This is a genomic window from Mesoflavibacter profundi (assembly GCF_014764305.1).
GTDB lineage: Bacteria > Bacteroidota > Bacteroidia > Flavobacteriales > Flavobacteriaceae > Mesoflavibacter > Mesoflavibacter profundi.
The window spans coordinates 2552662-2578193 of the sequence record NZ_CP061703.1; the positions used below are offsets into that span (position 1 = coordinate 2552662).

General features: G+C 29.8%; 23 protein-coding genes. 18 read left to right on the forward strand and 5 right to left on the reverse strand.

The genetic code is table 11. From position 1 onward, the window contains the following. Positions 1-7 precede the first annotated feature (7 nt). The 7 genes from IFB02_RS11480 (at position 8) to IFB02_RS11510 (ending at position 7556) form a co-directional block, all read left to right on the forward strand. The gene (locus tag IFB02_RS11480) at positions 8-373 is read left to right on the forward strand and encodes a response regulator transcription factor (protein WP_106688486.1); all 366 of its coding nucleotides are present in this window, start codon (positions 8-10) and stop codon (positions 371-373) included. 78 nt (positions 374-451) lie between these two features. Beyond that, a complete protein-coding gene (locus IFB02_RS11485) occupies positions 452-670 on the forward strand; it encodes a hypothetical protein (protein ID WP_106688487.1) in 219 nt (72 codons plus the stop codon). Between the two features lie 2 nt (positions 671-672). Beyond that, positions 673-2565: an acetate--CoA ligase gene (locus IFB02_RS11490; RefSeq protein ID WP_106688488.1), complete on the forward strand. Its 1893-nt coding sequence runs from the start codon at positions 673-675 to the stop codon at positions 2563-2565. Between the two features lie 157 nt (positions 2566-2722). Beyond that, positions 2723-4630 carry an acetate--CoA ligase gene (gene acs / locus IFB02_RS11495; protein ID WP_106688489.1) on the forward strand — a complete coding sequence of 636 codons (1908 nt, stop codon included), beginning with the start codon at positions 2723-2725 and terminating at the stop codon, positions 4628-4630. Between the two features lie 137 nt (positions 4631-4767). Next, positions 4768-6402, forward strand: coding sequence for a tetratricopeptide repeat-containing sensor histidine kinase (locus tag IFB02_RS11500; RefSeq protein ID WP_191072779.1), 1635 nt, complete (start codon positions 4768-4770; stop codon positions 6400-6402). A 1-nt stretch (position 6403) separates the two neighbouring features. Next, a complete protein-coding gene (locus IFB02_RS11505; protein ID WP_106688491.1) occupies positions 6404-7069 on the forward strand; it encodes a response regulator transcription factor in 666 nt (221 codons plus the stop codon). A 124-nt stretch (positions 7070-7193) separates the two neighbouring features. Next, entirely contained in the window at positions 7194-7556 is a 363-nt protein-coding gene (locus IFB02_RS11510; RefSeq protein ID WP_106688492.1) for a DUF6567 family protein, read from the forward strand. Between the two features lie 205 nt (positions 7557-7761). On the opposite strand, the gene IFB02_RS11515 is transcribed toward IFB02_RS11510, so the two are convergent. Next, positions 7762-8493, reverse strand: a complete 732-nt coding sequence (locus IFB02_RS11515) for an SOS response-associated peptidase (RefSeq protein ID WP_106688493.1) — start codon at positions 8491-8493, stop codon at positions 7762-7764. Between the two features lie 113 nt (positions 8494-8606). On the opposite strand from IFB02_RS11515, the gene ahr reads away from it, so the two are divergent. From ahr to IFB02_RS11570, 11 genes are all read left to right on the forward strand, one after another. After that, on the forward strand, positions 8607-9611 hold the full coding sequence (gene ahr / locus IFB02_RS11520) for an NADPH-dependent aldehyde reductase Ahr (protein WP_106688494.1): 1005 nt from the start codon (positions 8607-8609) through the stop codon (positions 9609-9611). Between the two features lie 135 nt (positions 9612-9746). After that, the gene (locus IFB02_RS11525; protein ID WP_158256268.1) at positions 9747-11936 is read left to right on the forward strand and encodes a tetratricopeptide repeat protein; all 2190 of its coding nucleotides are present in this window, start codon (positions 9747-9749) and stop codon (positions 11934-11936) included. A 2-nt stretch (positions 11937-11938) separates the two neighbouring features. Continuing rightward, positions 11939-12673 carry a LytR/AlgR family response regulator transcription factor gene (locus IFB02_RS11530; protein ID WP_106688496.1) on the forward strand — a complete coding sequence of 245 codons (735 nt, stop codon included), beginning with the start codon at positions 11939-11941 and terminating at the stop codon, positions 12671-12673. Positions 12674-12819: 146 nt separating this feature from the next. Then, positions 12820-13386 carry a hypothetical protein gene (locus IFB02_RS11535; protein ID WP_106688497.1) on the forward strand — a complete coding sequence of 189 codons (567 nt, stop codon included), beginning with the start codon at positions 12820-12822 and terminating at the stop codon, positions 13384-13386. Positions 13387-13404: 18 nt separating this feature from the next. Next, positions 13405-14346: a DNRLRE domain-containing protein gene (locus IFB02_RS11540; protein WP_106688498.1), complete on the forward strand. Its 942-nt coding sequence runs from the start codon at positions 13405-13407 to the stop codon at positions 14344-14346. Positions 14347-14431: 85 nt separating this feature from the next. Beyond that, on the forward strand, positions 14432-14815 hold the full coding sequence (locus tag IFB02_RS11545) for a hypothetical protein (RefSeq protein ID WP_106688499.1): 384 nt from the start codon (positions 14432-14434) through the stop codon (positions 14813-14815). Between the two features lie 35 nt (positions 14816-14850). Further along, complete coding sequence (locus IFB02_RS11550) at positions 14851-15510, forward strand: hypothetical protein (protein ID WP_106688500.1); 660 nt, start codon at positions 14851-14853, stop codon at positions 15508-15510. A 33-nt stretch (positions 15511-15543) separates the two neighbouring features. Next, entirely contained in the window at positions 15544-16464 is a 921-nt protein-coding gene (locus IFB02_RS11555) for an SH3 domain-containing protein (protein ID WP_106688501.1), read from the forward strand. 20 nt (positions 16465-16484) lie between these two features. Continuing rightward, the gene (locus tag IFB02_RS11560) at positions 16485-17063 is read left to right on the forward strand and encodes a hypothetical protein (RefSeq protein ID WP_106688502.1); all 579 of its coding nucleotides are present in this window, start codon (positions 16485-16487) and stop codon (positions 17061-17063) included. 6 nt (positions 17064-17069) lie between these two features. After that, entirely contained in the window at positions 17070-17411 is a 342-nt protein-coding gene (locus IFB02_RS11565; protein ID WP_106688503.1) for a hypothetical protein, read from the forward strand. A gap of 10 nt (positions 17412-17421) precedes the next feature. Beyond that, entirely contained in the window at positions 17422-19341 is a 1920-nt protein-coding gene (locus IFB02_RS11570) for a PA3715 family protein (protein WP_106688504.1), read from the forward strand. On the opposite strand, the gene IFB02_RS11575 is transcribed toward IFB02_RS11570, so the two are convergent. From IFB02_RS11575 to IFB02_RS11590, 4 genes are all read right to left on the reverse strand, one after another. Next, complete coding sequence (locus IFB02_RS11575; RefSeq protein ID WP_106688505.1) at positions 19338-19979, reverse strand: 3'-5' exonuclease; 642 nt, start codon at positions 19977-19979, stop codon at positions 19338-19340. The genes IFB02_RS11570 and IFB02_RS11575 overlap by 4 nt on opposite strands. A gap of 2 nt (positions 19980-19981) precedes the next feature. Further along, positions 19982-21898 carry a DUF294 nucleotidyltransferase-like domain-containing protein gene (locus IFB02_RS11580; RefSeq protein ID WP_106688506.1) on the reverse strand — a complete coding sequence of 639 codons (1917 nt, stop codon included), beginning with the start codon at positions 21896-21898 and terminating at the stop codon, positions 19982-19984. A 137-nt stretch (positions 21899-22035) separates the two neighbouring features. Continuing rightward, on the reverse strand, positions 22036-23841 hold the full coding sequence (locus IFB02_RS11585; RefSeq protein ID WP_191072780.1) for a cytochrome-c peroxidase: 1806 nt from the start codon (positions 23839-23841) through the stop codon (positions 22036-22038). A 75-nt stretch (positions 23842-23916) separates the two neighbouring features. Further along, on the reverse strand, positions 23917-25422 hold the full coding sequence (locus tag IFB02_RS11590; protein WP_223878842.1) for a PhoX family protein: 1506 nt from the start codon (positions 25420-25422) through the stop codon (positions 23917-23919). Positions 25423-25532 lie beyond the last annotated feature (110 nt).

The window sequence follows — 25532 nt, forward strand, 5'->3', positions numbered from 1 at the left end:
AATATTTATGAAGAAGAAAATTTTAATTGTAGACGACGAGCCAAACATAGTCATGTCGTTAGAATATACATTTAAAAAACAAGATTTTGAAGTGTATATAGCAAGAGATGGTAGCGAGGCTTTAGATATTTTAAAAAGCCAAACTCCAGATGTAGTGTTGTTGGATATAATGATGCCAAATGTAGACGGTTATCAAACACTGCAGCATATAAAAGACAATCAAAGTTTAAACAACACAAAAGTGGTGTTTTTAACTGCAAAAAATAAGGCTTCAGACATAGAAAAAGGGTTAAATTTAGGAGCCGATAAATATTTAACTAAACCCTTTTCTGTAAAAAAAATAGTTTCTGAAGTATTAGAACTATTAACATAATTTATTAAGTCTTTAAGGCTATTTTAAATATTGGTTTTGTGTGCAAACAAATAAGTATTTAATTTAAAACTAAAGACAATGAGACTTCGTATTAACCCATTAGCATCAGATATAATAATTAGTATCTACATAGTTGCTACGCTTTATTTAAGGTTTAAATGGGAAAGTCAAACAGCTACTTCGCCTATGCTTTCTATAGTTATGGGCTTTTGTTTTGTGCTTATAATTTGGGCTTTAATTAAGCTTAAAATATTAAATCCTAACTGGTTTGGATTATTTAATGCTAAAAAATCGTAGTTATGGATTATCAAAAATTTTATAATTCTAGTATAGATAATCCAGAAGATTTTTGGAAAACGCAATCGCAAAATCTAGATTGGTTTAAGCAACCAAACACTATACTTTCTAAAGATAAACACGATTATTACCAATGGTTTGCAGATGGACAACTTAACTTAAGTTATTTATGTATAGATAAGCATATTAATGATGGATTTGGAGACCAAAATGCAATAATTTATGATTCGCCAGTTACTAACACTAAAAAACACATCACCTTTAATCAATTACATAAGGAAGTATCAAAACTTGCTGGCGGATTACAAGCATTAGGATTAAAAAAAGGCGATACGTGTATTATTTATATGCCTATGATTCCGCAAGCCATTTATGCTATGTTAGCTTGCGCTAGGATAGGTGTAATTCACTCGGTTGTATTTGGTGGTTTTGCGCCACATGAGTTAGCAATTCGTATAGACGATTGCAAACCTAAAGCAGTAATTACAGCGTCGCATGGTATAGAGATTAATAGAATTATTCCATATAAACCGTTTGTAGACGAAGCTATTAAACAAGCTAAAAGCAAGCCAGAAAAAGTTATCGTTTTTGATAGAGAACAAGATGTAGAAATTCCTAACAAACCTTACGATGTAGATTATAAAACATTGGTAGAAAATTCAGATTCTATCGATGCTATTCCGCTAGAGGCAACTCATCCATCATATATTTTATACACTTCAGGAACAACAGGAAAACCAAAAGGAATTATTAGAGATACTGGTGGATATGCAACTGCATTAAAATTTTCGATGAAACACGTTTACGGTGTAGAAGAAGGCGATGTGTATTGGGCAGCAAGTGATGTTGGTTGGGTTGTTGGTCACAGTTATATTGTTTACGGACCTTTATTAAACCGAAATACAACTATTCTTTTTGAAGGCAAGCCAATAAAAACACCAGATGCATCTACCTTTTGGCGTGTTATTAGCGAGCATAATGTAAAAGTGATGTTTACAGCGCCAACAGCTATAAGAGCGATTAAAAAAGAAGATCCTGAAGGCGATTTGATTAAAAACTATGATTTATCGTGTTTAAGATATCAATTTTTGGCTGGCGAACGCTGTGATGTCGCAACATTACATTGGACCGAGCAAAAGCTTAAAGTTCCAGTAATAGACCATTGGTGGCAAACCGAAAGTGGTTGGCCAATGCTAGCTAATATGGTTGGCGTGCAATTACAAGACGTAAAACCTGGTTCTGCAAGTTTGCCGGTTTGTGGTTATGATATTCAAATTTTAAATGAAGAAGGCCAAGAAGTAGAAGCTGGTGTAGAAGGATTGGTAACTGCAAAATTACCATTGCCACCAGGTACGCTTTTAAACCTTTGGGAAAATCCGCAACGATTTAAATCTGGTTATTTAGAACGATTTCCAGGATATTATTTTTCTGGCGATGGTGGTTATAAAGACGAAGATGGCTACGTGTTTATTACAGGTAGAGTAGACGATATTATTAACGTTGCAGGACATAGATTATCTACTGCCGAAATGGAAGAAGTTGTAGCGTCTAATGCTTCGGTTGCAGAATGTGCAGTTTTTGGTGTGCATTGCGAAATTAAAGGTCAAAAACCATTAGGTTTAGTGGTTTTAAAATCTGGCGCAACTACAGATTATGAGGCAATTCAGACCGAAATTATTAAAGACGTTAGAAAAGAAATAGGTGCAGTAGCATCGTTTAAAGATGTACTTGTGGTTAACCGATTACCAAAAACAAGAAGTGGTAAAATTCTTCGTAAATTGTTACGAAATATCGCAGACGAACAACAATACAACATTCCATCAACCATCGACGATATCGCGATTATAGATGAAATAAAATCAGTATATCAAACCCATCATATTGGGATACATTAAATCTCAATGAATTTAATTTGGCTAATCGCAAAACATTGGTCATTGAGCATAATAAATGAGAGAGCAAGAGATAAAATATAAATAAAATAAAATGTCTGGTCGAGCACAGTCGAGACCTATTAAAATTAAAACAAAACTAAAATAACATATATCAATTATGAGTAATTATCATATCAAACACTTAGAAGAATACTACCAAGTCTACCGTAAATCGGTTAGAAACCCAGAAGTTTTTTGGGAAGAAATTGCCGAAGAACATTTTATGTGGCGAAAAAAATGGGACAACGTATTAAGTTGGGATTTTACAAAACCTGAAGTAAAATGGTTTGAAGGCGCGCAACTAAATATTACCGAAAACTGTATCGATAGACATCTATACACAAGAGGCGATAAAACCGCAATAATTTTTGAGCCTAACGATCCAAAAGAAGAGGCAGAACATATCACATATCGCCAATTACACGAACGCGTTTGTCGTATGGCAAATGTGTTAAAAGAAAAAGGTATTGGTAAAGGCGATCGCGTGTGTATTTATTTACCAATGATTCCAGAATTAGCCATTTCTGTATTGGCTTGTGCAAGAATTGGTGCGATACATTCTGTGGTATTTGCAGGATTTTCATCTACAGCATTAGCAACGCGTATCAACGATTCAGAATGTAAAATGGTTATCACAAGTGATGGATCGTATCGTGGTGCAAAAACAATTGATTTAAAAGGTATTGTAGACGAAGCTTTAGAAGAATGTGATTGTATAGAAAGCGTTTTAGTGGCAAAACGTATTAATAGTGAAATTACTATGAAAGACGGTCGTGACCATTGGCTACAACCTTTATTAGACGATGCTTATCACGATTGCGTACCAGAAATAATGAATGCAGAAGATCCGTTATTCATCTTGTATACTTCAGGTTCTACAGGAAAACCAAAAGGAATGGTGCATACCACTGCAGGATATATGGTGTATACAGCATACACGTTTAAAAACGTGTTTCAATATCGCGAAAAAGATGTGTATTGGTGTACTGCAGATATAGGTTGGATTACAGGTCACAGTTACATTGTTTACGGACCATTATGTAACGGTGCTACTACAGTTATGTTTGAAGGTGTGCCAAGTTATCCAGATTTTGGACGCTTCTGGGAAATTGTAGAAAAGCATAAGGTTAACCAATTCTATACGGCACCAACAGCTATTCGTGCATTAGCAAAAGAAGGTGTAGACCATTTAGAAAAACACGATTTGTCAACTTTAAAAGTGTTAGGAACCGTTGGAGAACCAATTAACGAAGAAGCTTGGCATTGGTACGATGATAACGTAGGAAAGAAAAAAGCACCAATTGTAGATACATGGTGGCAAACAGAAACTGGTGGAATTATGATTACGCCAATTGCATTTGCAACGCCAACAAAACCAACGTATGCGACACTTCCATTTATCGGAATTCAGCCAGCATTAATGGATGAAAACGGACAAGAAATTAAAGGTAACCAAGTAGATGGTAGACTTTGTATAAAATTCCCTTGGCCAAGTATGGCAAGAACTATTTGGGGCAATCATCAACGTTACAAAGACACCTATTTCTCGGCTTATGATAACAAATATTTTACAGGCGATGGCGCATTAAGAGATGAAGTAGGATATTACCGTATTACAGGTCGTGTGGATGATGTCATTATCGTTTCCGGTCATAACTTAGGTACTGCTCCAATAGAAGATGCTATAAACGAACATCCAGCTGTTGCAGAATCTGCAATTGTTGGTTTCCCGCATGATATTAAAGGAAATGCATTATACGGTTATGTTACATTAAAAGAAACAGGAGAAAGTCGTAACCACGATAACTTACGAAAAGAGATTAATCAATTAATTACTGAGCAAATTGGACCTATTGCTAAGTTGGATAAAATTCAATTTACAAATGGATTGCCAAAAACACGAAGCGGAAAAATTATGCGTCGTATTTTACGTAAAATAGCTGGTAAAGACACTAGTAATTTAGGAGATACAAGTACATTATTAAATCCAGAAGTTGTTCAAGAAATTATGGATAATGCACTATAGTAGTTTAATTTAAAAAATGAATAAAAAACACCTTCTTTTGAAGGTGTTTTTTTGTTAAATAAATTAATATCATTTACTAATAATACATTCAACAAAAGATAATTAATAAATAAAAATTAGTTGTTACTTTTGAAAAGATGAAAACTCTTAAAAAAACCTTTGTCATAATAACTGTGCTTATCTTTTTGATGCCTTTCAATAAGATAAAAGCGCAAAAGTTATTAGATAGTTTAGGGTATTATAGCCAACTTGTTTACGCGATAAAATCGGATAGTGATTTACAAAAAAGTTATCAGTTTTTTAACTCGCATTTAAATGCATCTAAATATAAAAAGGATAAGCTTGGACAAGCTTATGCATTATCCTATTTATCTATAATTGATTTTAAAATAGGATTTTATGACCAAAGTGAAAATACAGCTGTAAATGCTTTAGATATTTTAGATCAAGTCAAGCCAACAAGTTATTCTACAAGTCTAAAAAAAACAATTTATAATCATTTAGGTAAAATTTATAAAGAAAAAGGGATAAACGACAAAGCGATAATTAATTATAAAAAGGCTTTATCCATTTCAAACACTTCAAAAGATAGTTTAGTGATTTACAATAATTTATCTATAGTTTATAAAAACAATTTTCAATTATTAGAATCTAAAAACATATTATTAGAGGCAACTAGTTTTTTTAAAAGAGTTAAGGATGTAAAAGAAAAATCAAGAGTTTTAGACAATCTGGGTTTTATCAAACATAAACTTAATGAAGCTGATGCTTTACTGTATTTAAATGAAGCTTTATCTTATAGAAAACAATTAAAAGACAGTTCAGATTTATATCCAAGTTATAGAAATTTATCCAAATACTATTGGGATTTAAATGATACAACTAAAAGCAAACTATTTGCATTAAAGGCATTAAATATTGCTAATTTAATTAAAAGTCCTTCTTATCAATTAGATGCTACAAAACGGTTAATGCAATTAGGAGACTTTTCAGTTTACAATAAATATATAACATTAAATGATAGTTTAGAGCACGTTAAAAAAACAAGTCAGAATAAATTTGCCCAATTAAAATACGATGTTAATAAAAGCGAGTTGCAATCGCAACAAGAAAAAACTAAAAAACAGTTATATCAATTTTTAGCGATTATAATATTAATAATTGCACTTGCAACGTATTTGCTATTAATAATAAAACATAAAAAAGATAGATTAAAGCAAGTCTATCTTACAGAATCACGAATATCTAAAAAAGTTCACGATGAGGTAGCAAATGATATCTATCAAATAATGAATAAAATTCAAGACTCTAAAAATTCTAAACTTGTAGTTTTAGATGATTTAGAGCATGTTTATAATAAAACTAGAGATATTTCTAAAGAAAATAGCTTAATAGAATTTAAAGAAAATTTTAGTGAAACGCTTTCAGATTTATTGTTAAGCTATCAAAATAATAACACTAATATAATAACTCAAAATTTATCCAACATAGATTGGTCACGCATGTCTAATATTAAAAAAAATGCGATTTATAGAGTATTACAAGAGCTAATGACTAACATGAAAAAACACAGTCAAGCAACTTTAGTAGTTATCATATTTAATCAAGCCCAAAATAAAATAGAGATAAAATATAGTGATAACGGTATTGGATGTGATATAAAAAAGAATAACGGATTACAAAATGCGGAAAACCGTATTAATTCTTTAAAAGGAACAATTACATTTGAAACAAGCATAGATAATGGCTTTAAATCGATAATAAGTGTATAACATGTTTAGTAAAGTTTTAATTTCTGATGATTTAGGAAGCATCAACCAAGGAGTAATTTCGGTATTAGAAGGTTTAGGGATAGAAAATATTCATCAAGTTCAATACTGTGATGATGCTTTTTTAAAAATTAAAAGAGCAGAATTAGATGCTAAACCTTTTGATTTATTTATTACAGATTTATCATTTATAAAAGATCATAGAGCTCAAAAATTTGAATCAGGATCAGACTTAATAAAAGCTTTAAAACAAGACTTACCTAATTTAAATATCATAGTTTACTCTGTAGAAGATAGATTACAAAAAGTAAGGTTGTTATTAAATGAATATAAAATTAATGCATATGTCTGTAAGGGAAGAAGAGGATTGATAGAGTTAGAAAAAGCAATACAATTTGTATATGATAAAGACATATTTTTGTCTCCTCAAGTAGCGCAAGCATTAACACCAAAAACAAATTTAGAAATAGATAACTACGATATACAAGTGGTTAAATTATTATCTACTGGATTATCACAAGAAGAAATTAGCCAAAAATTTAAAGACAATAATATCTCACCTAATAGTTTAAGTACTATAGAAAAACGTCTAAATAAACTTAGAATTCAGTTTAAAGCCAATAACGCAATTCATTTAGTAGCAATAGTTAAAGACTTAGGATTAATATAAATTTTACCCAAATACGGTTTTCCGTAAGGTATAAAATTCAATTGTAATTAAGTTTACTGTTAGAAGTCAAAATAAGCTGAAAAAGACTATAAACAGTAGTAAGCAAAACTTAATAACCAATTAAATGAAAAGAATTTTTATTCTATTACTATTAGCAACGTTTACATTAACAAGTTGCGCCTCGCATTATGGATTGCCAAAAAATTTCAATCAAAATTCTACAGAAGTTGTTTTAACCCATAATAACTTTAAAGTAGTGAAAATTGTAAAAGGCGAAGCCGAAGCAACTTACATATTTGGTATAGGTGGATTAGCCAAAAATGGTTTAATTGCCGAAGCTAAAGCAGAAATGCTAAAATCTGCAAACATGGAAGGCACTTCCAGAACCATTGTAAATGAAGTTGTAGAAGTAAAAACATCTGGGTTTTTATTTGTTAACAAATACAAGGTGATTGTATCTGCTCAAATAATAGAGTTTATGAACTAATCTAGTATTGATTCTATAAATAAGAGACAATAAAATGTTTTGATTTTAAAAATTGAGCTTAGGGAATAAATCAAGCTATCAATACATAATTTGAGCTTAATTTTTAAGTCTTACAGGAAACTGTAAGGCTTTTTTTATTTAGATTTTTAATAGAAAATAAGACTTAAGTCTAACAGCTCAAAGGTATCCTATTTAAATATTAATTTTATGCATTTAATTCTGGATAAACAAAAGGCGTAATAATAGAAGCTACATTACTATCTATTTGTGGTTTAAATAAAGATTTACTTACTGGATAAGCTTCAAAAATATCAGTGTTATTTGTTGTGTTAACAATAGTTTCAATTTCCGATTGTGTTAATTGGTCTTGTAACCAAAGCTGTTCTTGATTTGCATTTAAAATAACTGGTTGTCTTTGTTTTAAATTATGAATTTCAGCAAAATAAGGTTGCGCAGGTTTAGTGATAATACTAAACGTTATAAAATTATCTATAACAGTATAAATTCCAGCAAGTCCAAAAATAGCATTGTTTTTTTGATGTATGTAAAACGGATATTTAGTGTTTTTAAAATCATGAGACTCAAAAAAACCAGAAACCGGAATAATACAGCGTTGACTATAAATACTGGTTTTATAGATAAAATGGTCGAACAGTTTTTCAGCTTTAGCATTTAATCCGCCACCAAATTTTATAGCATTTTTATAATAAGCTTTTATTTGATTTGATGCCGTGTTATTGGGAACAATGCCCCAAACAGCTGGCGCTAAAGTTTTAGGAAACTGTTGAGGTATTACAAGCATATTTGGATGACTAAATCCATTAATATGGTAATTGGGTTTATTAAAAATAGAGACAAGATTAGTGTTGCTAATTGTAGCACTAAACCGTTCTTCAATTTTAATTACTTTATCTTTAACACTAGTATGTGTACACATGATTAATATAGATTACTATAAATATACTTTCACTTTTTAATCTTAACAACTTATTAGTATAAATTAGGTTTAATTAGTTGTAATTTTAAGCTTTAAAACATTAAAAATAGACTATGAAAGTAAAAGCATATGCTGCTGAAAAAGCAGGATCAGAATTAACATCTTTTGAATATGAGTTACCAAAATTAGATAAAGAACATGTAGATATTAAAGTACATTACTGTGGCTTATGTCATAGTGATTTAAGTATGATTAATAACGATTGGGGAAATAGTCAATATCCTTTAGTTCCTGGTCATGAAATTGTAGGTGAAGTTACCGCAGTAGGAAGTGAAGTAAAAGGTCTTAATGTAGGTGATAAAGTAGGAATGGGTTGGTTTAGCGAGTCTTGTATGCATTGTAACCAATGTATGGATGGAAAACAACATTTGTGTAACGATTCTCAAGCAACTATTGTAGGAAGACATGGTGGATTTGCAGATCATGTTCGTGGTCATTGGTCTTGGGTTACAAAATTACCAGATGGTATAGATATGGCTAAAGCAGGACCATTATTTTGTGGCGGAATAACTGTTTTTAATCCCATAGTATTATCTGGCGTGCAACCAACAGATAAAGTTGGTGTAATTGGTATTGGAGGATTAGGGCATATGGCTTTAAAATTTTTAAAATTTTGGGGCTGCGAAGTCACTGCATTTACCTCAAATAAAGCCAAAACTGATGCTTTAAAAGCAATGGGCGCACATCAAGTTATAGACTCTACTAATCCAGAAGAATTAAAGTCTATAGCTGGTAGTTTAGATTTTATTTTAAATACGACAAATGTAAAATTAGATTGGAATTCTTTTATAGCAACACTAGCGCCTCAAGGTAAGCTTCATACTGTTGGTGCAGTTTTAGATCCAATGGAAATTCCAGCGTTTTCTTTAATTTCTGGTGAAAAATCTGTTGGCGGTAGTCCGTTAGGTAGCGTTGCACTTACAAGAAAAATGTTAGATTTTTGTGTTAGACACGAAATTTACCCAACTGTTGAAGAGTTTGAAATGAAAGATGTAAACAAAGCAATATCACATTTACACGAAGGTAAAGCTAGATTTAGAGTTGTTTTAAAAGCTTAATTTATATATCTAATACTAAAGCATAAAAGGCAGATCTGTTTATCAGACTGTCTTTTTTTGTTTTTAAATATTTCAACTAATAATTGAATAAATTTATTAGCTTTAGCAATATAACTTATAATGTTAATCGCTTTTATGTCTAAAAAAAACTTAACCAAAACACATGTTATATTACTATTTTGTGTGTTTTTTAGTTTAGTGTCTGTATCTCAAAACAAAATTGTAGATAGTTTAAAAAATGTATTAAAAACACATCAAAAAAAAGATACAGTTATAGTTAATACACTTAATTATTTAGCGTTTTACCATTATAGAAACGATCCGCCAAAAGCTGTAGAATATATAAACGAATCTCTAAAACTCGCTAACCAATTAAAGGTTACAAAATTTACAGCGCATACACATTATATCAAAGCAGTTGTTTACACAGAACAAGCCAACTTTAAAGTCGCTACAGATAATTATGAAAAAGCCATTCAGCTTTATACTTCTATTAATGATTTAAATGGGCTAAAAAAATGTAATAACGCTTTAGGAGTTTTATATGCGTATAAAGGTGATTTAGATCAAGCCTTATTTCATTATAAAGCATCTTTAAAAATAGCAGAACAGTTAGGTGATAACACCAGTATTGACGGTAGTTTATATAACATTGGAAATATTTATTCTGATATAGGCGAAAATAAAAAAGCATTAGAGTATTTTAATAAAGCGTTAGAACTTAACACAAAAACAAAAGACTCTTTAGGCTTACTAAATTGCTACAATTCCATTGCAAATGTTTATTATCAACAAAGTAATTTTCCTTTAGCTATAAAGTTTCATAATAAATCCTTAGAAATTGCAGAACTTACAAAAGATTCAATTGGCATTTTTCAATCCTATATAAACTTAGGAAACGTATATAGACAACAATTTTTAGACGATAAAGCATTAAATTATTATAATAAAGCACTTGCTATTGACAAAGCACAGTATAATGTTAGAAATATAACTGCTTTAAAAAATAACATAGCTGGAATTTATTCTGATAAAAAACAATACGATAAAGCGATTCAAACTTTTGAAGAATCTATTGCGCTAAGTAAAGAGATTGATAATGATGTTAATTTAGCAACAGCACTTAATGGACTTGGATTTGTTTACCTAGAAAGTAAAAACCGCACAAAAGCATTACAAGTGTTTAAAGAAGCTTATAATATTAATTATACTAATAATTATTCTTTAGATTTATTAGATTCTTACCATGGTTTATCGCAGACTTATCTTGAATTAAAAGACTACGATTTAGCTTTAGTTAACACAAAAAAGTTATTAGAATTATCTAAAGAAAACAATGCTTTAAAACATAAAAAAATAGCTTATTTAATCTTTTCAGATATATATTCAGAAAAGGGTAATTACCAAAAAGCATTAGATAATTATCAACTATTTAAAGTGTATAGCGATAGTCTTTTTAATAAAGAGAATATAGAAAAAATCACTCAAATAGAGTATGAATACAAATACAAAAGTGCTTTAGATTCTGCTAGTTTAAGAGAATCTAAACTTATAAAAACCGTACAAACCACAACCAAAGATTTACAAAAATCACAACAAAACTATCTGTTAGCCATTATTGGTGTGTTATTAGTGTCATTAATTTTAGGAGCTATAATTTTTTATCAAAAGTTAAAAGATGAAAAATCAAAAACACAACACGCAGTGATGCAACAAAAGCTGTTAAGATCACAAATGACGCCACATTTTATATTTAATTCGTTATCTGTATTACAAGGAATGATATTAAATAAAGAAGAAAAAAAGTCTGTAAAATACCTGTCTAAATTTTCGCGCTTATTACGATTGACTTTAGAAAACTCAAGAGATAAATTAGTTGTACTGGAACAAGAACTAGAGGCAGTAAACGATTATTTAACCCTTAATAATTTAGAAAATAATCAATTTACATTCAGTTTACAAGTCGATACTTCATTAGATACGTCAAGGTATAAAATTCCGCCAATGTTAATTCAACCTTTTGTAGAAAATGCGATAGAACATGCCTTTAAACAGCAAAAAACCGACAAGACCATAGATATAAATATTTCAATTAAAAATAATAAGTTACAATGCACGATTGCAGATAATGGTATAGGTATTAATGCTACTTTAGGCCAACACAATGCTAATAAAAATTCTTTAGCAACAACAATTACATCACAACGTTTAAAGGTAATATCCAAGGATATGAAAATGGATGGATATGTCTTAATAGAAGATAGACAAAAATACAACCAAAAAGGGACATTAGTGACATTAGTAATACCTTACGAAAAAATATAAAGATGAAAGCCATAATTGTAGAAGATAAAGCCTACATACGCAAAGGATTATTAAATCTTTTGCAACTTATAGATACTAAAGTAGACGTTGTTGGTGAATGCGAATCTGTAAAAGAAGCAGTAATTGTAACAAGAGCATGCAAACCAGATTTAATATTTCTAGATATAAATTTATCAGATGGAAGTGCTTTTGATTTTTTAGATCAAACCAACCATTTAAATTTTAAAATCATATTTATCACTGCTTACGAAGAATTTGCACTTAAAGCCTTAAAAATTGGCGCTGTAGATTACATATTAAAACCAGTAGATATAGACGATCTGGAAACAGCAATTAGAAAAGTAGAGTGTTTACCATTGCAAACACAACAAGCACAAGTACAAAAGGTAAAAGACGTTTTACAGCAACCAGAAACTAAATTAATTTTGTCTTTACATGATAGTTATCAAGTAATTGATTTAAACGAATTATTGTATTGCGAATCCGATAAAGGATACACAACCTTTTATTGCAATGATGGTAAAAAATACATGGCTTCTAAAACCTTAAAAGAATTCGAAAACCAGTTATTTAAATCAAATTTTGTACGACCGCATCAATCCTTTATGGTTAACCTAAAGTTTATTGATAAATATGATAAATCTGGAGTAATTCATCTAATTAATAACAAGCAAATACCAGTGTCTTCTAGAAAAAAAGACGATTTTTTAAAGCAATTCTTAAGCTTTAATTTATAATAAACTTCATTTAATTAATGCCATCTATTTTCGCTTATTAGATATCTAATAACGAATATTAATTTAAACCTAACGTATATAGATTGGTTGTTTTATAATCTGCTTTAAACAAGTAGTTTAGCTAGTGTAATTTAAACTATACTATCATGAAACTACTTAAACATTTATCCCTAATTACATTAGTATTAATAGGCTTTTCGTGTAGCAATTCTACAAGTAAACAAGCAGCCAATAAAGAAGGCTTTATTGCAATAGAAGAAGCGCTTAAAGAAAAATTTGGCGCAAATGCTTATTACACAGATATAAGCATAACTTATAATGTAGCTATAGGAAATATTATAGGTGTTACTGTAACAGAAGATCCAGAATCTTTAAAAATGGGACAATTTAATTTAACCCAAGATAACTGGACGCAAAATCAAGATATTACCGTAGAAGTACCTTCAGGAACAAAAGCAGCAGATTATATGTTTCAATTAGGAGATAAAATTAGTCTGTCCGAATTGGGACATCTTGTAGAAACTTCTTCTAAAAAACTTAAAGACGAAAAAAATATAGAAAATGCAGTGTTAAGCATTGCAAGTATACAATTTCCCAATACTGGAGATTTTTCTAAAGCGTCTTATTTAATTAACCTTCAACCAGAACAAGGCGGAACAACTTTTAGTTTTCAATATGCTTTAAATGGAACATTATTAAACCAAGATTATTAATCAATAAACAAACAAATTATGAAAAACGTATTCAAATTTACCAAGACACTAGTTTTAGCCACTTTATTATTCTCTTTTAGTTGTAGTAGTGACGACGATGGCGAAACTGTAGTAATCAATCTTCAAAATTTAGAAGTAAGCATTGACGAGAACCCAAATAATGGCGATCTTGTAGGAACAGTTCAAAGTAATAGTAATTCATTATTAAATTTCAGCATTACTTCGCAAACACCAGCAGGAGCTTTAGCAATTAATGCAAATACGGGCGAGTTAACTGTTGCAGATGCTTCATTATTTGATTATGAGGCAAATACTATGATAACTGCAATAGTTGCAGCATCTGGCGCTCAAAACACAGCAAATGTTACAATCAATATTAATGATTTAGCAGATGTGTTAGTAGATTACACAGTAACTATTCAGCCAGATGCAACCGAAGGTAAGGATGCATTTTTAGGATCGGCTGCTCCAGATAATAATTATGGAACACATCCGGATTTTATGTCTAATAGATTTTCAGGTGGAAGTGTTAGAAGCTTAATACGTTTTGACTTTTCTAACATACCAACAGATGCAATAGTTAATAGTGTAGAAGTATCGTTTTATGGTTATCAATCACCAAGTAATGGAAATAATTTTATAGGAAAAGGAGAAAGTTACTTACAAAAAGTAGATAGTGCTTGGGATGAAGCAACTGTTACTTGGAACAACCAGCCAACAAGTTCTGATATTGATCAAGTGTATTTAGCAAATGCGCAAAGTACCATTCAAGATTATTTAGATTTAGACATCACCGCTACTGCTTCAGGAATGATAAATGATCCTTCAACAAACCATGGTTACATCCTTAAATTAGTAGATGAAACTTCAACTAATAACAAATTAATTTTTGGTTCTAGTGATAATACAGATGCTAGTTTGCATCCAAAAGTCGTAGTTCAATATTCAGTTTACGAATAAACTTAAGTGCAAAACTTCAATATTTTAAATATAACAACCATTTATTTAATAGTATAAGTGGTTGTTTAACTAAAACTTTAAACCGATGGAAAACTTAATCACAATTAACAATCAACACAACTCATTAGACAGCTTACATCAATTTTTAAATAAAAATTCTTCTTTTGAGTGTACAAAAACTTACGATACTTGGGAACAAAGATTAGATGCAAATGGTCAAATGGCACAATGTCTTGTCTTAAAAAAGAGCAATATGCATGCAGTAAAACTCTTTTTTCTAAATGAAAACACTGTAAAAGTCAATCATATTATTCCTAATAAAATAATGCAAGCTTACTTTGGTAAAAGCCAAAAACGTTATCAAAATATCTTAGAAGTTATAACAGGAAAAATTAAAGATATAGCGCTTTCTGGTTCACAACAAAAGGCTTTTGAAGAATTAGAAAAAGAAATAAAAAAAGCATCCTAAAAAGATAGTATCTTTAGTTTATTAAAACTAGATGTATGACACATTATTTAAGGATTTTTTTAATTGTAGTTTTAGTAGCAAGTTGTAGACCTACAAAGCTTCAACATAAAAATGCTTTACAATTTATTCCAGAAAATTATGTGTTGTACCAAAAGTTAAATGCAGACTTAAACTATGATGGTATTCTGGATTGTATTTTAATTATAAAAAACACAAATCCAGAATATATCGTAGTTAACAGCTTTGATAAAACCGTAGATCGAAACCGTAGAGGAATACTTATTTTGTTTAAAAACAAAAAAGGGTATCAATTAATAGACAAGAATATCAATTGCTTTTATTCTGAAAACGAAGAAGGTTATGGTTATTACGCACCACAATTAACTTTAGAAGTTGATAAAGGCGATATCATTTTCAATTTTGAACATGGTAAATATGGTAATTGGAATTATAGATTTAGACGTTTTAATACATCCTATCAATTAATTCGGTACGAAAATACAAGTAGTAACGGACCTAAAATTAATAGCGAAGTAACTGTAGATTTTTTAGCTAAGCAAAAGAAGATTAAAACGAATATAAATGAAGATGACGAAGGTAATAATCCAATATTTAAAGAAACAATTACCAATTTTAATATAGACCAATTAGTACAATTGTCTACAATCAAAACTTTTGAAAATCTACAATTTTAATTGAAAATAGATTAAAATCTAAATGAAATCACAATGCAAAAGGTGTTTTTATTCTGTTTCATGTGTTTAAATACGCTAATAGCTCAAAGTCAAAATCAGCATTTTGTAAACGCTACAAATGGCTTGATTATAAGAGCGCAACCTAAAACTAATGCTAAAAGAATAGGTAAATTACCTTACGGAAGTCTTGTTAAGGTCATTAAAAACACCAATATAAATCTACAAATTCTAGATCAAGGTCAATACATTACAGGCGAATGGGTTAAAATAAAATTTCAAAATTTTCCTTATTCAATTTTAGAAAATAATTATGAATTTATTGATAACGGCTATGTATTTAGTGGTTATTTAGAACAACTTGAAAAAGCAAAAATTAAAACAACAATTATAGATAGTTTAGAATTTTTTAGCTGGTATAAACCCTTAGAAACTAAAAAGATAAAAATAGAATCTCAACAAGAGGCAGAACAACTTCTAGCTACAAAAGTGACTTGGAAAAATGTTGAATTTTATGGAAGACAGATAGATAAAATTAAGCTTAACAATGACCAAATATTAACAATCAATCAAGATAGTTTTGATTGTAGTTTTACCGCTTATTATCCAACCGAAAATATATTGCTTTTTGAAGGTGGACATAGTATTGATTTTTCAATTAATTTAAATACAGGAGAACTAACAGAAACTACAGGAAATCCAGACTATATCATAGATTCAGCTAATAAAACCTATAGGTTTACTGGTTGGTTTGGCGGACAAGAATGCAGTAGTTATTTCATTCTAAAAAAAGAAAATAATGCTTACAAGTATTTAGCAAGTTTTGATGATGAAATTTGCGAAATCATTAAATTTTATTGGATAAACGATACAACGTTTTTGTATTCTGTAAACGACTATTCAGATTCTAATAAGTTAAAAGAAACGTATATGAAAGGTCAAATTTCATCGCTTTAATATTTTAAAAATCACGCTTAATGGCTATTCTATTCTTTTTAATTTTATTGTTGCTTTTAGCTATTTGTTCGTATGTTATTTTTAAAGCTTTAAAATGGATTTTAAAACGAAACATTAGAATCGTTTATACATTAATAGGTATTGGCTTTTTATTACTTCTTGGAGTTGTAAATCATTTGTTTTTTAAAAACATGCAGTTTATACAATCAGAGGTTTATCCCAATTTATACATTGTAAAATATCCAGACAACGATCAAAAGGTATTACAGCAAGCCATTAAAAATCAGGTTTTAAATCATTTTAAAACTACAGTTAGGAAAGGAAAACCATTATCGTATTCTAATAAAAATGACATTCATTTTTATAAGTATAGTGGTACAACTTTTGGGTTTTTAGGTGAAGCAGGAACAGGTTACTTTATAGACCATGAAGAAGATTTAGGTGGATTTGTAACAGAAGAATTAGTTATGTATTCCAATTATAAATTAGCCCAGTTTTATTTTAATCCTTGTAGTCAGGATTCTACTTTAATTTGTGGTGAAATCAAATATTTTAAAGAAGGTGAAATTTTTAAATCAGAAATTCTACAAGATAAATAATGACCAATGCCTACAATTAAAACCTTAATTACATATCTATTTTGGATAGTTTTGTCTCTTATCACAGGTATCGTGTACGCAAGATGCATTATAAATCCAAATGCTGTGTCAGAAGAAGGTTTGTGGTATCTATTACATTTGTTTTTTGAAATAGGAATGCTACAAGTCGGTTTTTGGGTAGGTTTAACAATCGCAATATGCTTTATTTTGGTTGATATATTTTACTTAAAAAAGAAACTGAAAAACAATCATAAAAAGACGCTTAGTCGTCTAGTTGCATTTTTGATTATTACGGTTTTTGTGGCAATTGTTCACTACATATTAGAAAAGGGTATAGACGTTATTTAAAATATTATTTATGAAACAAGAATTAATAAAACTTATAGGGTTTAGAATTAAATATTTAATTCTTCTTGTATGTATTGTAGCATGTAGACAAAGCAATAAAGAACAAAACGTATCTATACAAGAGGTAGAAACCGTTCAAGATTCCATTAAAACAAAGACATCAATTGATGATACAAATGGTATTGAAACCTATGATGATAATTTTTTTACAGTTTCTGAAGATTTTTCAGGAGAATATCAATTGTTGGATGGAATCACATATTTTTCAAATTCTGAAGAAAACAAATACTATAAATCGGCCATCATATTTAAAAAACTATCAGATACAGATTATGGCTATTATTATGTTGATAAAATTAAAGATGTTTCACCAATAGGCTATCATGGCGTAATTAGGCAATTAAAGGGTAAATTTTACAATTTAGGAATAAAAGAAAATGACAGTCATACTAATAGTTTATTTATACAAAGTGAAGTTAAGCTTATTACAAAAGGTAATATTTTAGGTATGATTTCTTTTGGTGGAAATTTTAAAAAATTTATGTGGTTTAAGAAAATGGAACCTGAAGACCAACATCATATTTCTTTACAAAAAACTTTAGCATTAGGTAAAAGCGATTATCAAAAATTTATAACTGAGTACCAACAGGCTAAAAACTATGAGAATCCTGTTTTTTCACAAAGCATAAATCTTGAAGAATTTCCGGAATTAACTCAACAATTTTTTCAAAAGTTACAACAGTTTAAAGACCTAAATAAAGAATCTATAAAACACGAAGACTTTGAAGCTATTCTATCTAGTTTAAAAACCAAAACATTACCAGTAATAGAAAGTACTAATTTTGACGATTTTATAGAGGCAGAAGATTTTAAAAACTTAGATTACAAAGCTTTAAGTTTAGACAAAATATATCCATATTTTAATGAAGAAGGTTATAATTTTCGAGCTATTTCTGCCTATAAATTAGATGTTTCCAATCAATTTTATACGCTAGTTGTCACCATAAAAAAAGGAGATAATGAAATGGAATCTCAACTTATTGACTATGATTTAAACGGTCGCATTTTAGATTTTAAATTAGTTTCATATGATGAAATTGCAGAAGGTTTGTCTGCAATACAATCTAAAATCACTAAAGACACAGTATATAGACATCATTTTTTTTATGAAGATGAAGGTTTTGAAGAAGATTATTTTCAAATTTTAGAAAACGGAAATTTAGGAGAAATAAAAGCTAAAAATACTGTTGAAATACAAAACATGCCTTTAGTACATCACGCTTTACATCATTTAAAACTCAATTTATTTAATGTAAAAACTAATTTTTTAATAACTAAAACACATCCAAACCAACCAGAAAATAGAATTGTAATTATTCCAGAAATAGAAGAAGAAATAGAAGGTTTTTTAGCATTACACACACATATTTTAATCATTAATGAAAGGTTAGGAACTATTAAGGCTAAATATTTTGAATCCTCAAAAACTAATCAATGGATATCTGACGCCATACGTTTAGATCAAATTGAAATAGAGACTACAACATATCAACTTTCAGACAGCGTAAACGCATTTGGCATAACAGCCCATTATTTTGGTGCCTCAAAAGCTAATCCGTATTATAATAAAACATTATCATTATTTGTTCAATCTGAAAACAAACTAAAAAAAGTATTAAAAAATTTTTCTGTCGAACAAATTACTGGCGAATGGAATGATGCTTGCGACGGTAAAGATGTTGCTGTTAGAAGATCATTAGCGATGTCTGAAGTAACATCACAGGATTTTTATGATATTATTGCAAGACAAGAAACAGCAACTACAACATTATTTATGAATGATTTAGATGAATGTGATGAAAAAGAAACCAGTAACAATCAAACTGTAATTTTAAAGTTTAATGGCTTGGAATATCAAATGGTAAATTAAAATCGCCTTAATAAATCTTTAAGCGTTAATCCTTTATTTTTTTCTTTTAATAAAGCAGAAAGTTTTAAAAACAAAATTGCAGTTAAATAAGCATCACCAGAAGCAGTATGTCTATCGTGCATAGTAATATTGAATTTGTTGCACAAATCGTCTAAACTGTAATGCGTTTCGGTTTTTAAATATTTTGTTTTTTTATATAAAGTACCAGTATCTATTGTTTTGTTTTTAAGCTTTGGTAAACCTAATCGTTTTAAAGCTTCGTTTATCATTGCAACGTCAAAATTAACGTGATGCGCCACAAGAATAGCACCTTCAATGTGTTTTAAAAACTGTTTTAATGCAGTTTCTTCTTCAACTTTTGCAATAGATCCACCTTTTAAAATACCATGTATTTCAACTGTTTTAGCATTAAAGTGATCTTGTTTTATGTAACATTCTAGTTGATCTGCAACATCAATATTAAAATTAATTACAGTAACAGTTCCAATGGATAAAAGTCTATCTTTTTTAGGATTAAGTCCAGTAGTTTCAGTATCAAAAACAACAAAACGTGTATGTTCTAAGCTGTAAGCTTTTTTTAGGCTACTTACATAATTAGTCCAATATTCTGGATATTGTTTAGTAGAAAACCAACCCATAATTACATAATTTGTGATAACTGAAATCTAACTTGTACCAAACTTTGTATATCTTTTACTGGTTTAAAGCATCCTTTTAATTTTAATCTATCTGCTTTACTTAAACTGTGTACATCTACAAATCGACCAGAATCGTTATGCTTTAAACCTTGATTGGCGCGATAGCGAAGCAATATTTTAAAAGCATTAATACAAGAATCGTAAAGGTCTTCGTTTTGCGGTTCTATTTCTTTTAATTTTTTATATCTGGCAATTGTGCTATTAAACTCTTTTACGTTATGCGATAAAACTAATAGTCTTGCAGCATCAACAAGAGGCATAATGGCTCTTTTTTTAATATCAAATTGGTCTTTGTGTTCTCCAGAATCTTCAACTAAAAAATTTCTGAAAAAACTTAATGGTGGCGGATTTTTAAGCGCGTTTAAACCTAAAAAGTTCAAGAATATTTGATAATTTTCTATAGAAGTAAAAATACTTTTAGACATTTTATCTACCAATTTATGACTACCATAAACCAAATCGTAGTCAAAAAATATATTACATAAAAGTATTTTTTCTTTGGTAGGATTTGTAATCCAGTCGTTAAACTTAGCTTTCCATTCGGTTAAACTTAAACACCAATCAGGATTTTTAGCCATCATATTTGCAGGACAATACGCAAATCCTACTGTGTGTAATTTTGTGTTTATTAAGTTAGCTAGTTTTAAAAAATATGTACGTGCTTGTTCTATTTGATCTTCAGATAAATTTTTGTCTTTAAATACCAATGCATTGTCTTGGTCTGTCATTAGTAGTTGTTCTTTTCTACCTTGACTGCCTAAAGCTAACCAAGAGAATTTAGTTGGTGGATCTTGTCCTAACTCGCTAATACTTAATTTTATAATTTGTTTTGTAACAGCATCATTTATTGCCGAAATTATATTAGACGTAAATACCATTGGTATACCTTGCTCTAAATAATTTTTTAAAAGGTTTTGAGCTTTTTCTCTTATATATTTTAAATTTTCGGCGGTTTTGGCGCGTTTAATTTCTTTAATTAAAACAGCAGGATTATTACCGTGAATAACAATGATGTCGTGTTCAGACAACATGCCTATTAAATTACTTTGTGATGTGCCATCTTCTGTAATACACAAATGAGAAATATGATGTTTTAAAGTCGCAATTTGTGCTTCGGCTACTGTTATAGTTGGCGGAAACGAAATTACAGGAGAAGACATTATTGCTGTAACAGGCTCGTCTATACTATGCATACCTGTTGCAATTTTGTTACGTAAATCTTTGTCTGTAATTATGCCAATTGGTTTGTTTTGTTCTGTAATTACAATAGATCCAACACGATTAGACTTCATTGTTAAAGATGCGTCTTTAATAGTCGTTGTTGTGTTACATACTATTGGGTTTTTGGAGTATACAGCAGATTGAGCTTCGGTAAAATCGGAGTTATCAGGTTTTAAAAATTCTACATTTGCAAACAAGGTTCCTTTATCTTCATCACTATAAGGGTTACGTGTATTGGTTGCAAAGCTTGCAATTATAAATTGGTTTGCTTTAGGATTACTAATAATTATCTCTTGCAGTAGTGTAGAGGATATGCTATAAACAATACTTTCTTCTATTGCTTTTGCATCTAAAAAATATTGATCTTTTCTTATTAACGCACGAAGACCAAAAATATCACCTTCGTCACATTGGTCTACTAGTTTATGTTCTCTGTATACGCCAATTGCACCATCTTTAACAATAAAAAATTCGTCCTTAACAGCTTCACCTTGTTTAAAGACATAATTTTCTGGTTCTATATATATAACCTTTACTTGAGAAGATATGGTTAGTAATTGGTCGTAAGTTAACGCATCAAAAGGCGGAAAACCTTTTAAAAAGTCAAGAATACGTTCGGCAATAGTATTTTTATTCATACTACTAAAGTATTGAAAAATTTAATGACTAAGATTGTTTTTACCTATAGTCATGCTAAATTTATATAGCAATTAATCACTTTTTTAAAAAAAATGAATTACCAAACATCTAAGCAAAGTTCAATTTATTCAATAATCTAATAGTTATCTTCAGGAATACTTGTAAGGGATTTTAGGTAAGCAATAATAGCTTGTTGTTCAGTTTCGGTTAAATTTAACTGGTCAATAGGTAATGTTTGATGATCTAAATTAAAACCTAAACCATTTCCGCCACCAATATTATAAAAATTCATCACTTCTTCCAACGTATTATATGCACCATTATGCATGTAAGGCGCTGTAATAGCAACGTTTCTAACCGTTGGAGTTTTAAACATACCTTTATGTAATTCTTCTTTATATTTAAAGTAAAATCCTAAATCTGGATCTAAAATTTTGTTCTGGTTAGAGTAGGCAACACCAATGACTTCTTTTTCGGTTTCCGAGAAAAAAGGAGGAACAGTTCCGTTAGTTAAAGGAACAAAATGACAAGTTGCACATAATGCTTTACCCATAAATAAGTTATAACCAAGTTTTTCTTGGTTGGTATAATCATTAATTTCTCCTCTAATATTTTTATCAAATCTTGAGTCAAAACTATTTAAAGTTGAAATGTAAGCCGAAAGCGCTTTAATAACATCTGTGTTCTTTTTGGGCATTTTACCATACGCTACTTTAAATTGATTTATATAGGTTGAATCTTTTAAAATGGCTTCAGAAAACTGATGAACATTAGTATTAAATTCTTTTTCATTTAAAAAAACAGATGCAATTTGCTCAATCATAGTTTCTGATCGTCCGTCCCAAAAAAAGCTTTGCTGAAATGCGCTATTTATTAAAGTAGGTGTATTTCTAGACATGGCGTCTCCGTTATTGTCCAGACTAGCTTTTTTAGCATCTGCATATCCTAAATTTGGAATATGACATGTAATACAAGCCATATCTTGATTTGCAGATAGGTTTTTATCTACAAATAATTTTTTACCTAATTCTATTTGATCTTTTGTTGGATTACGGTTATTAACTGGTGTAAAAAAGTTAAGATTAAAACTGTTTGTTTCAAAAAAAGTATTAGCATCAAAATTAAAAGCATCTGTTGTTGTTGGTTGCCAAATATTACTGGTTTTTCTAATTGAAACCCAATGTGTAGTAATAGGATTTAAGTACGATTTAGTAAACGTAAACCTGTCAAAGGTTTCAAAATCTGTGTTACTATTTATAAATGAAATGGTGCTTTTTACCGTACTAATAAACTTTTTATCTAAAGTTTTGTCTTTAGTTATAATTGTTGGTTGTAAAGTTAATTTATAAACGTCTAGTAAACTTTGTAAAGAAGTTGCAGACTCTTCTATGCCTAAGTGACTTACAGGCGTATCAAAACCAGAAATTGCAAGGCTAACTATTCTAAATAATTGTTGATGTGTAGCTCTAAAAAAACGTTGTGCATCTAAGTCTCTTTTTTGCATATCACCAATTAGAATTTGCAGTAATCCTTTAGTGATTTTAATTTCTTGTTTAAAATCTTCTGCAGTAGTTTCTTGAGTGTAAATGCTTTCTTCAATTTTTTGTAATCCTATTGGATGTAGTACTTTACCAGTATCTTCTTTATAAATAGGTAAAGCTGGTCCATTTGCACGATGTCCAACTTCTGGATTTAAATAAGAAGCAAAAGGTTCTGCCTTTTTAAATTCGGCTCTAGCACATTTAAAATAGTATTTAGAAAGTTTGTCTTTGTAACCAACATTATCTAAGCTGTCTAAATATTGATTTGCTAAAGACATGTGATTAATATAATAGGTTTGTGCAGTTTTAAAGTCTATAATGTTTTCTGTTTTAGGTTGTTCTTTTTTACAAGAAAAAAAGATAGTAAGGCAAATTATTAAGCTAATTTTAAAAATTCTCATAGAAAAAATTGAATAAACAAAATGAATCTTCATGGGTAATGAAGATTCATTTTTAAGGTAATATTTAAGGGATAATTATCTAGGTAAGCCTTGTAATAAAACAATTTGTCCACCTTGATTGTGCGGTAAGTTATTAGATACAAAATCGTTACTTTTCCAGTAATGCGGCTGAAGATTTAAAATAAATGTATCTGGTTCTCCAACTTTATCAGAAATATCAATTAATGCACCAAATTCTCCAGAAAAAGCATCACTTCCGTTAGGTTCTAAGTTTGGTTCTATTTTAAGATCTAACACAGCTAATGGGTTGTTACCATTTAGATCTGTTTGGTAGATTCTTGCAGCGTGATTTCGGCTAAAAGAATTTGGATCTTCTTGAATGTATACATAGTTTTCTGTTACACATATGTTATCTGGACTTTGTAATGTACTTAAATTACCATCCATATTATTAGTGTCTGTGTTACCACTTACAATTTGTGTAAGCTGACCTTGTAATGGGTTTGTAGGATCTAAAACTAATTTATAAACTGTTCCCCAATCGTTATAAGTACCTTGTCCTGGACCACGACCTGTAACAGCAAAATAGACATTTCTTGCATTTTCATCTGTACCTTTTTGGTAGTCTACATCTTCTACACGCATAAATTGAGAAGCAAATACATTGGAACAAGCAGTTTCCATTTCGTTTTTTGTAAAGTTTGCACCGTTAACGATTTCAACAAATTCTACATCATAAGTAGATCCAAAGTCTAAATCACCTTCGTTGTAAACTGTATTTGCAGCAACATCTTGTGTGCCTCCATTTCCATCAGAAACTTGTTTAAACCTTAGTACGTATATTTTACCATTATCTAAATCTGCATCACCATTTTCAGACAAATACATAGTTACTTGTCCTTCAGATCCGCTAGAATCGTCATCACCACCAATAATTACTGTTTTACCAGAGTAAGCATCTTTAGGTAAAGGCACAGCGTTTTCCCAAGAAAATTCGCCTAAAGCATCTAAACCAAAATCTGCTGTTGGAGTTGGGTTTGTTATCCAAGGATCTATACCTTTAACATCGTAAGAAATACTCTCGGAAGCAGATAAAAATAAATCTTGTGAGCCGCCATGTATAGATGCTTCCCACATTGTACCAGAGCATTGTCTAGCATAATCTGCTACACCAGCATTTAATAACCATTCACCTTGAATAGGATTCATGTATTGATCAAATCTTATTCTTGATACACTATAATCATCTTCTGCATTTACTACATAGATATATTCATCACCATCTTTTAGTAATCCAGCACCATCTTGTGCACCAACTAATCTAAATCCGTTAGATAAAACGTCTGTAGAACTAATTAAAGAATAAGCATTAACATTACTAAAATTAGAGTTAATGTTAACTAATGGATCTAAACTAGATTTATTTGAAAAAATAGTTTGTTGTGGAGTAAAGTCTTGTCCGTTTTGTCCGTCTTGGCCATCTTGACCGTTTAATCCGTCTTCGCCATCACAAGCTACAAACAAAGTACCTAGTGATGCAATAAGACCAAATTGAAAGCAAAGTTTTTTTAGTGTGTTCATTTTTTAAGGTTATTTAATTTTTGATTTTGAACAAAACTATCCTTACCATTTTCTAATCAAGTTAAATTAAATTAATGCTTAGATTAATAAAAAATTACCTAAGTGTTACT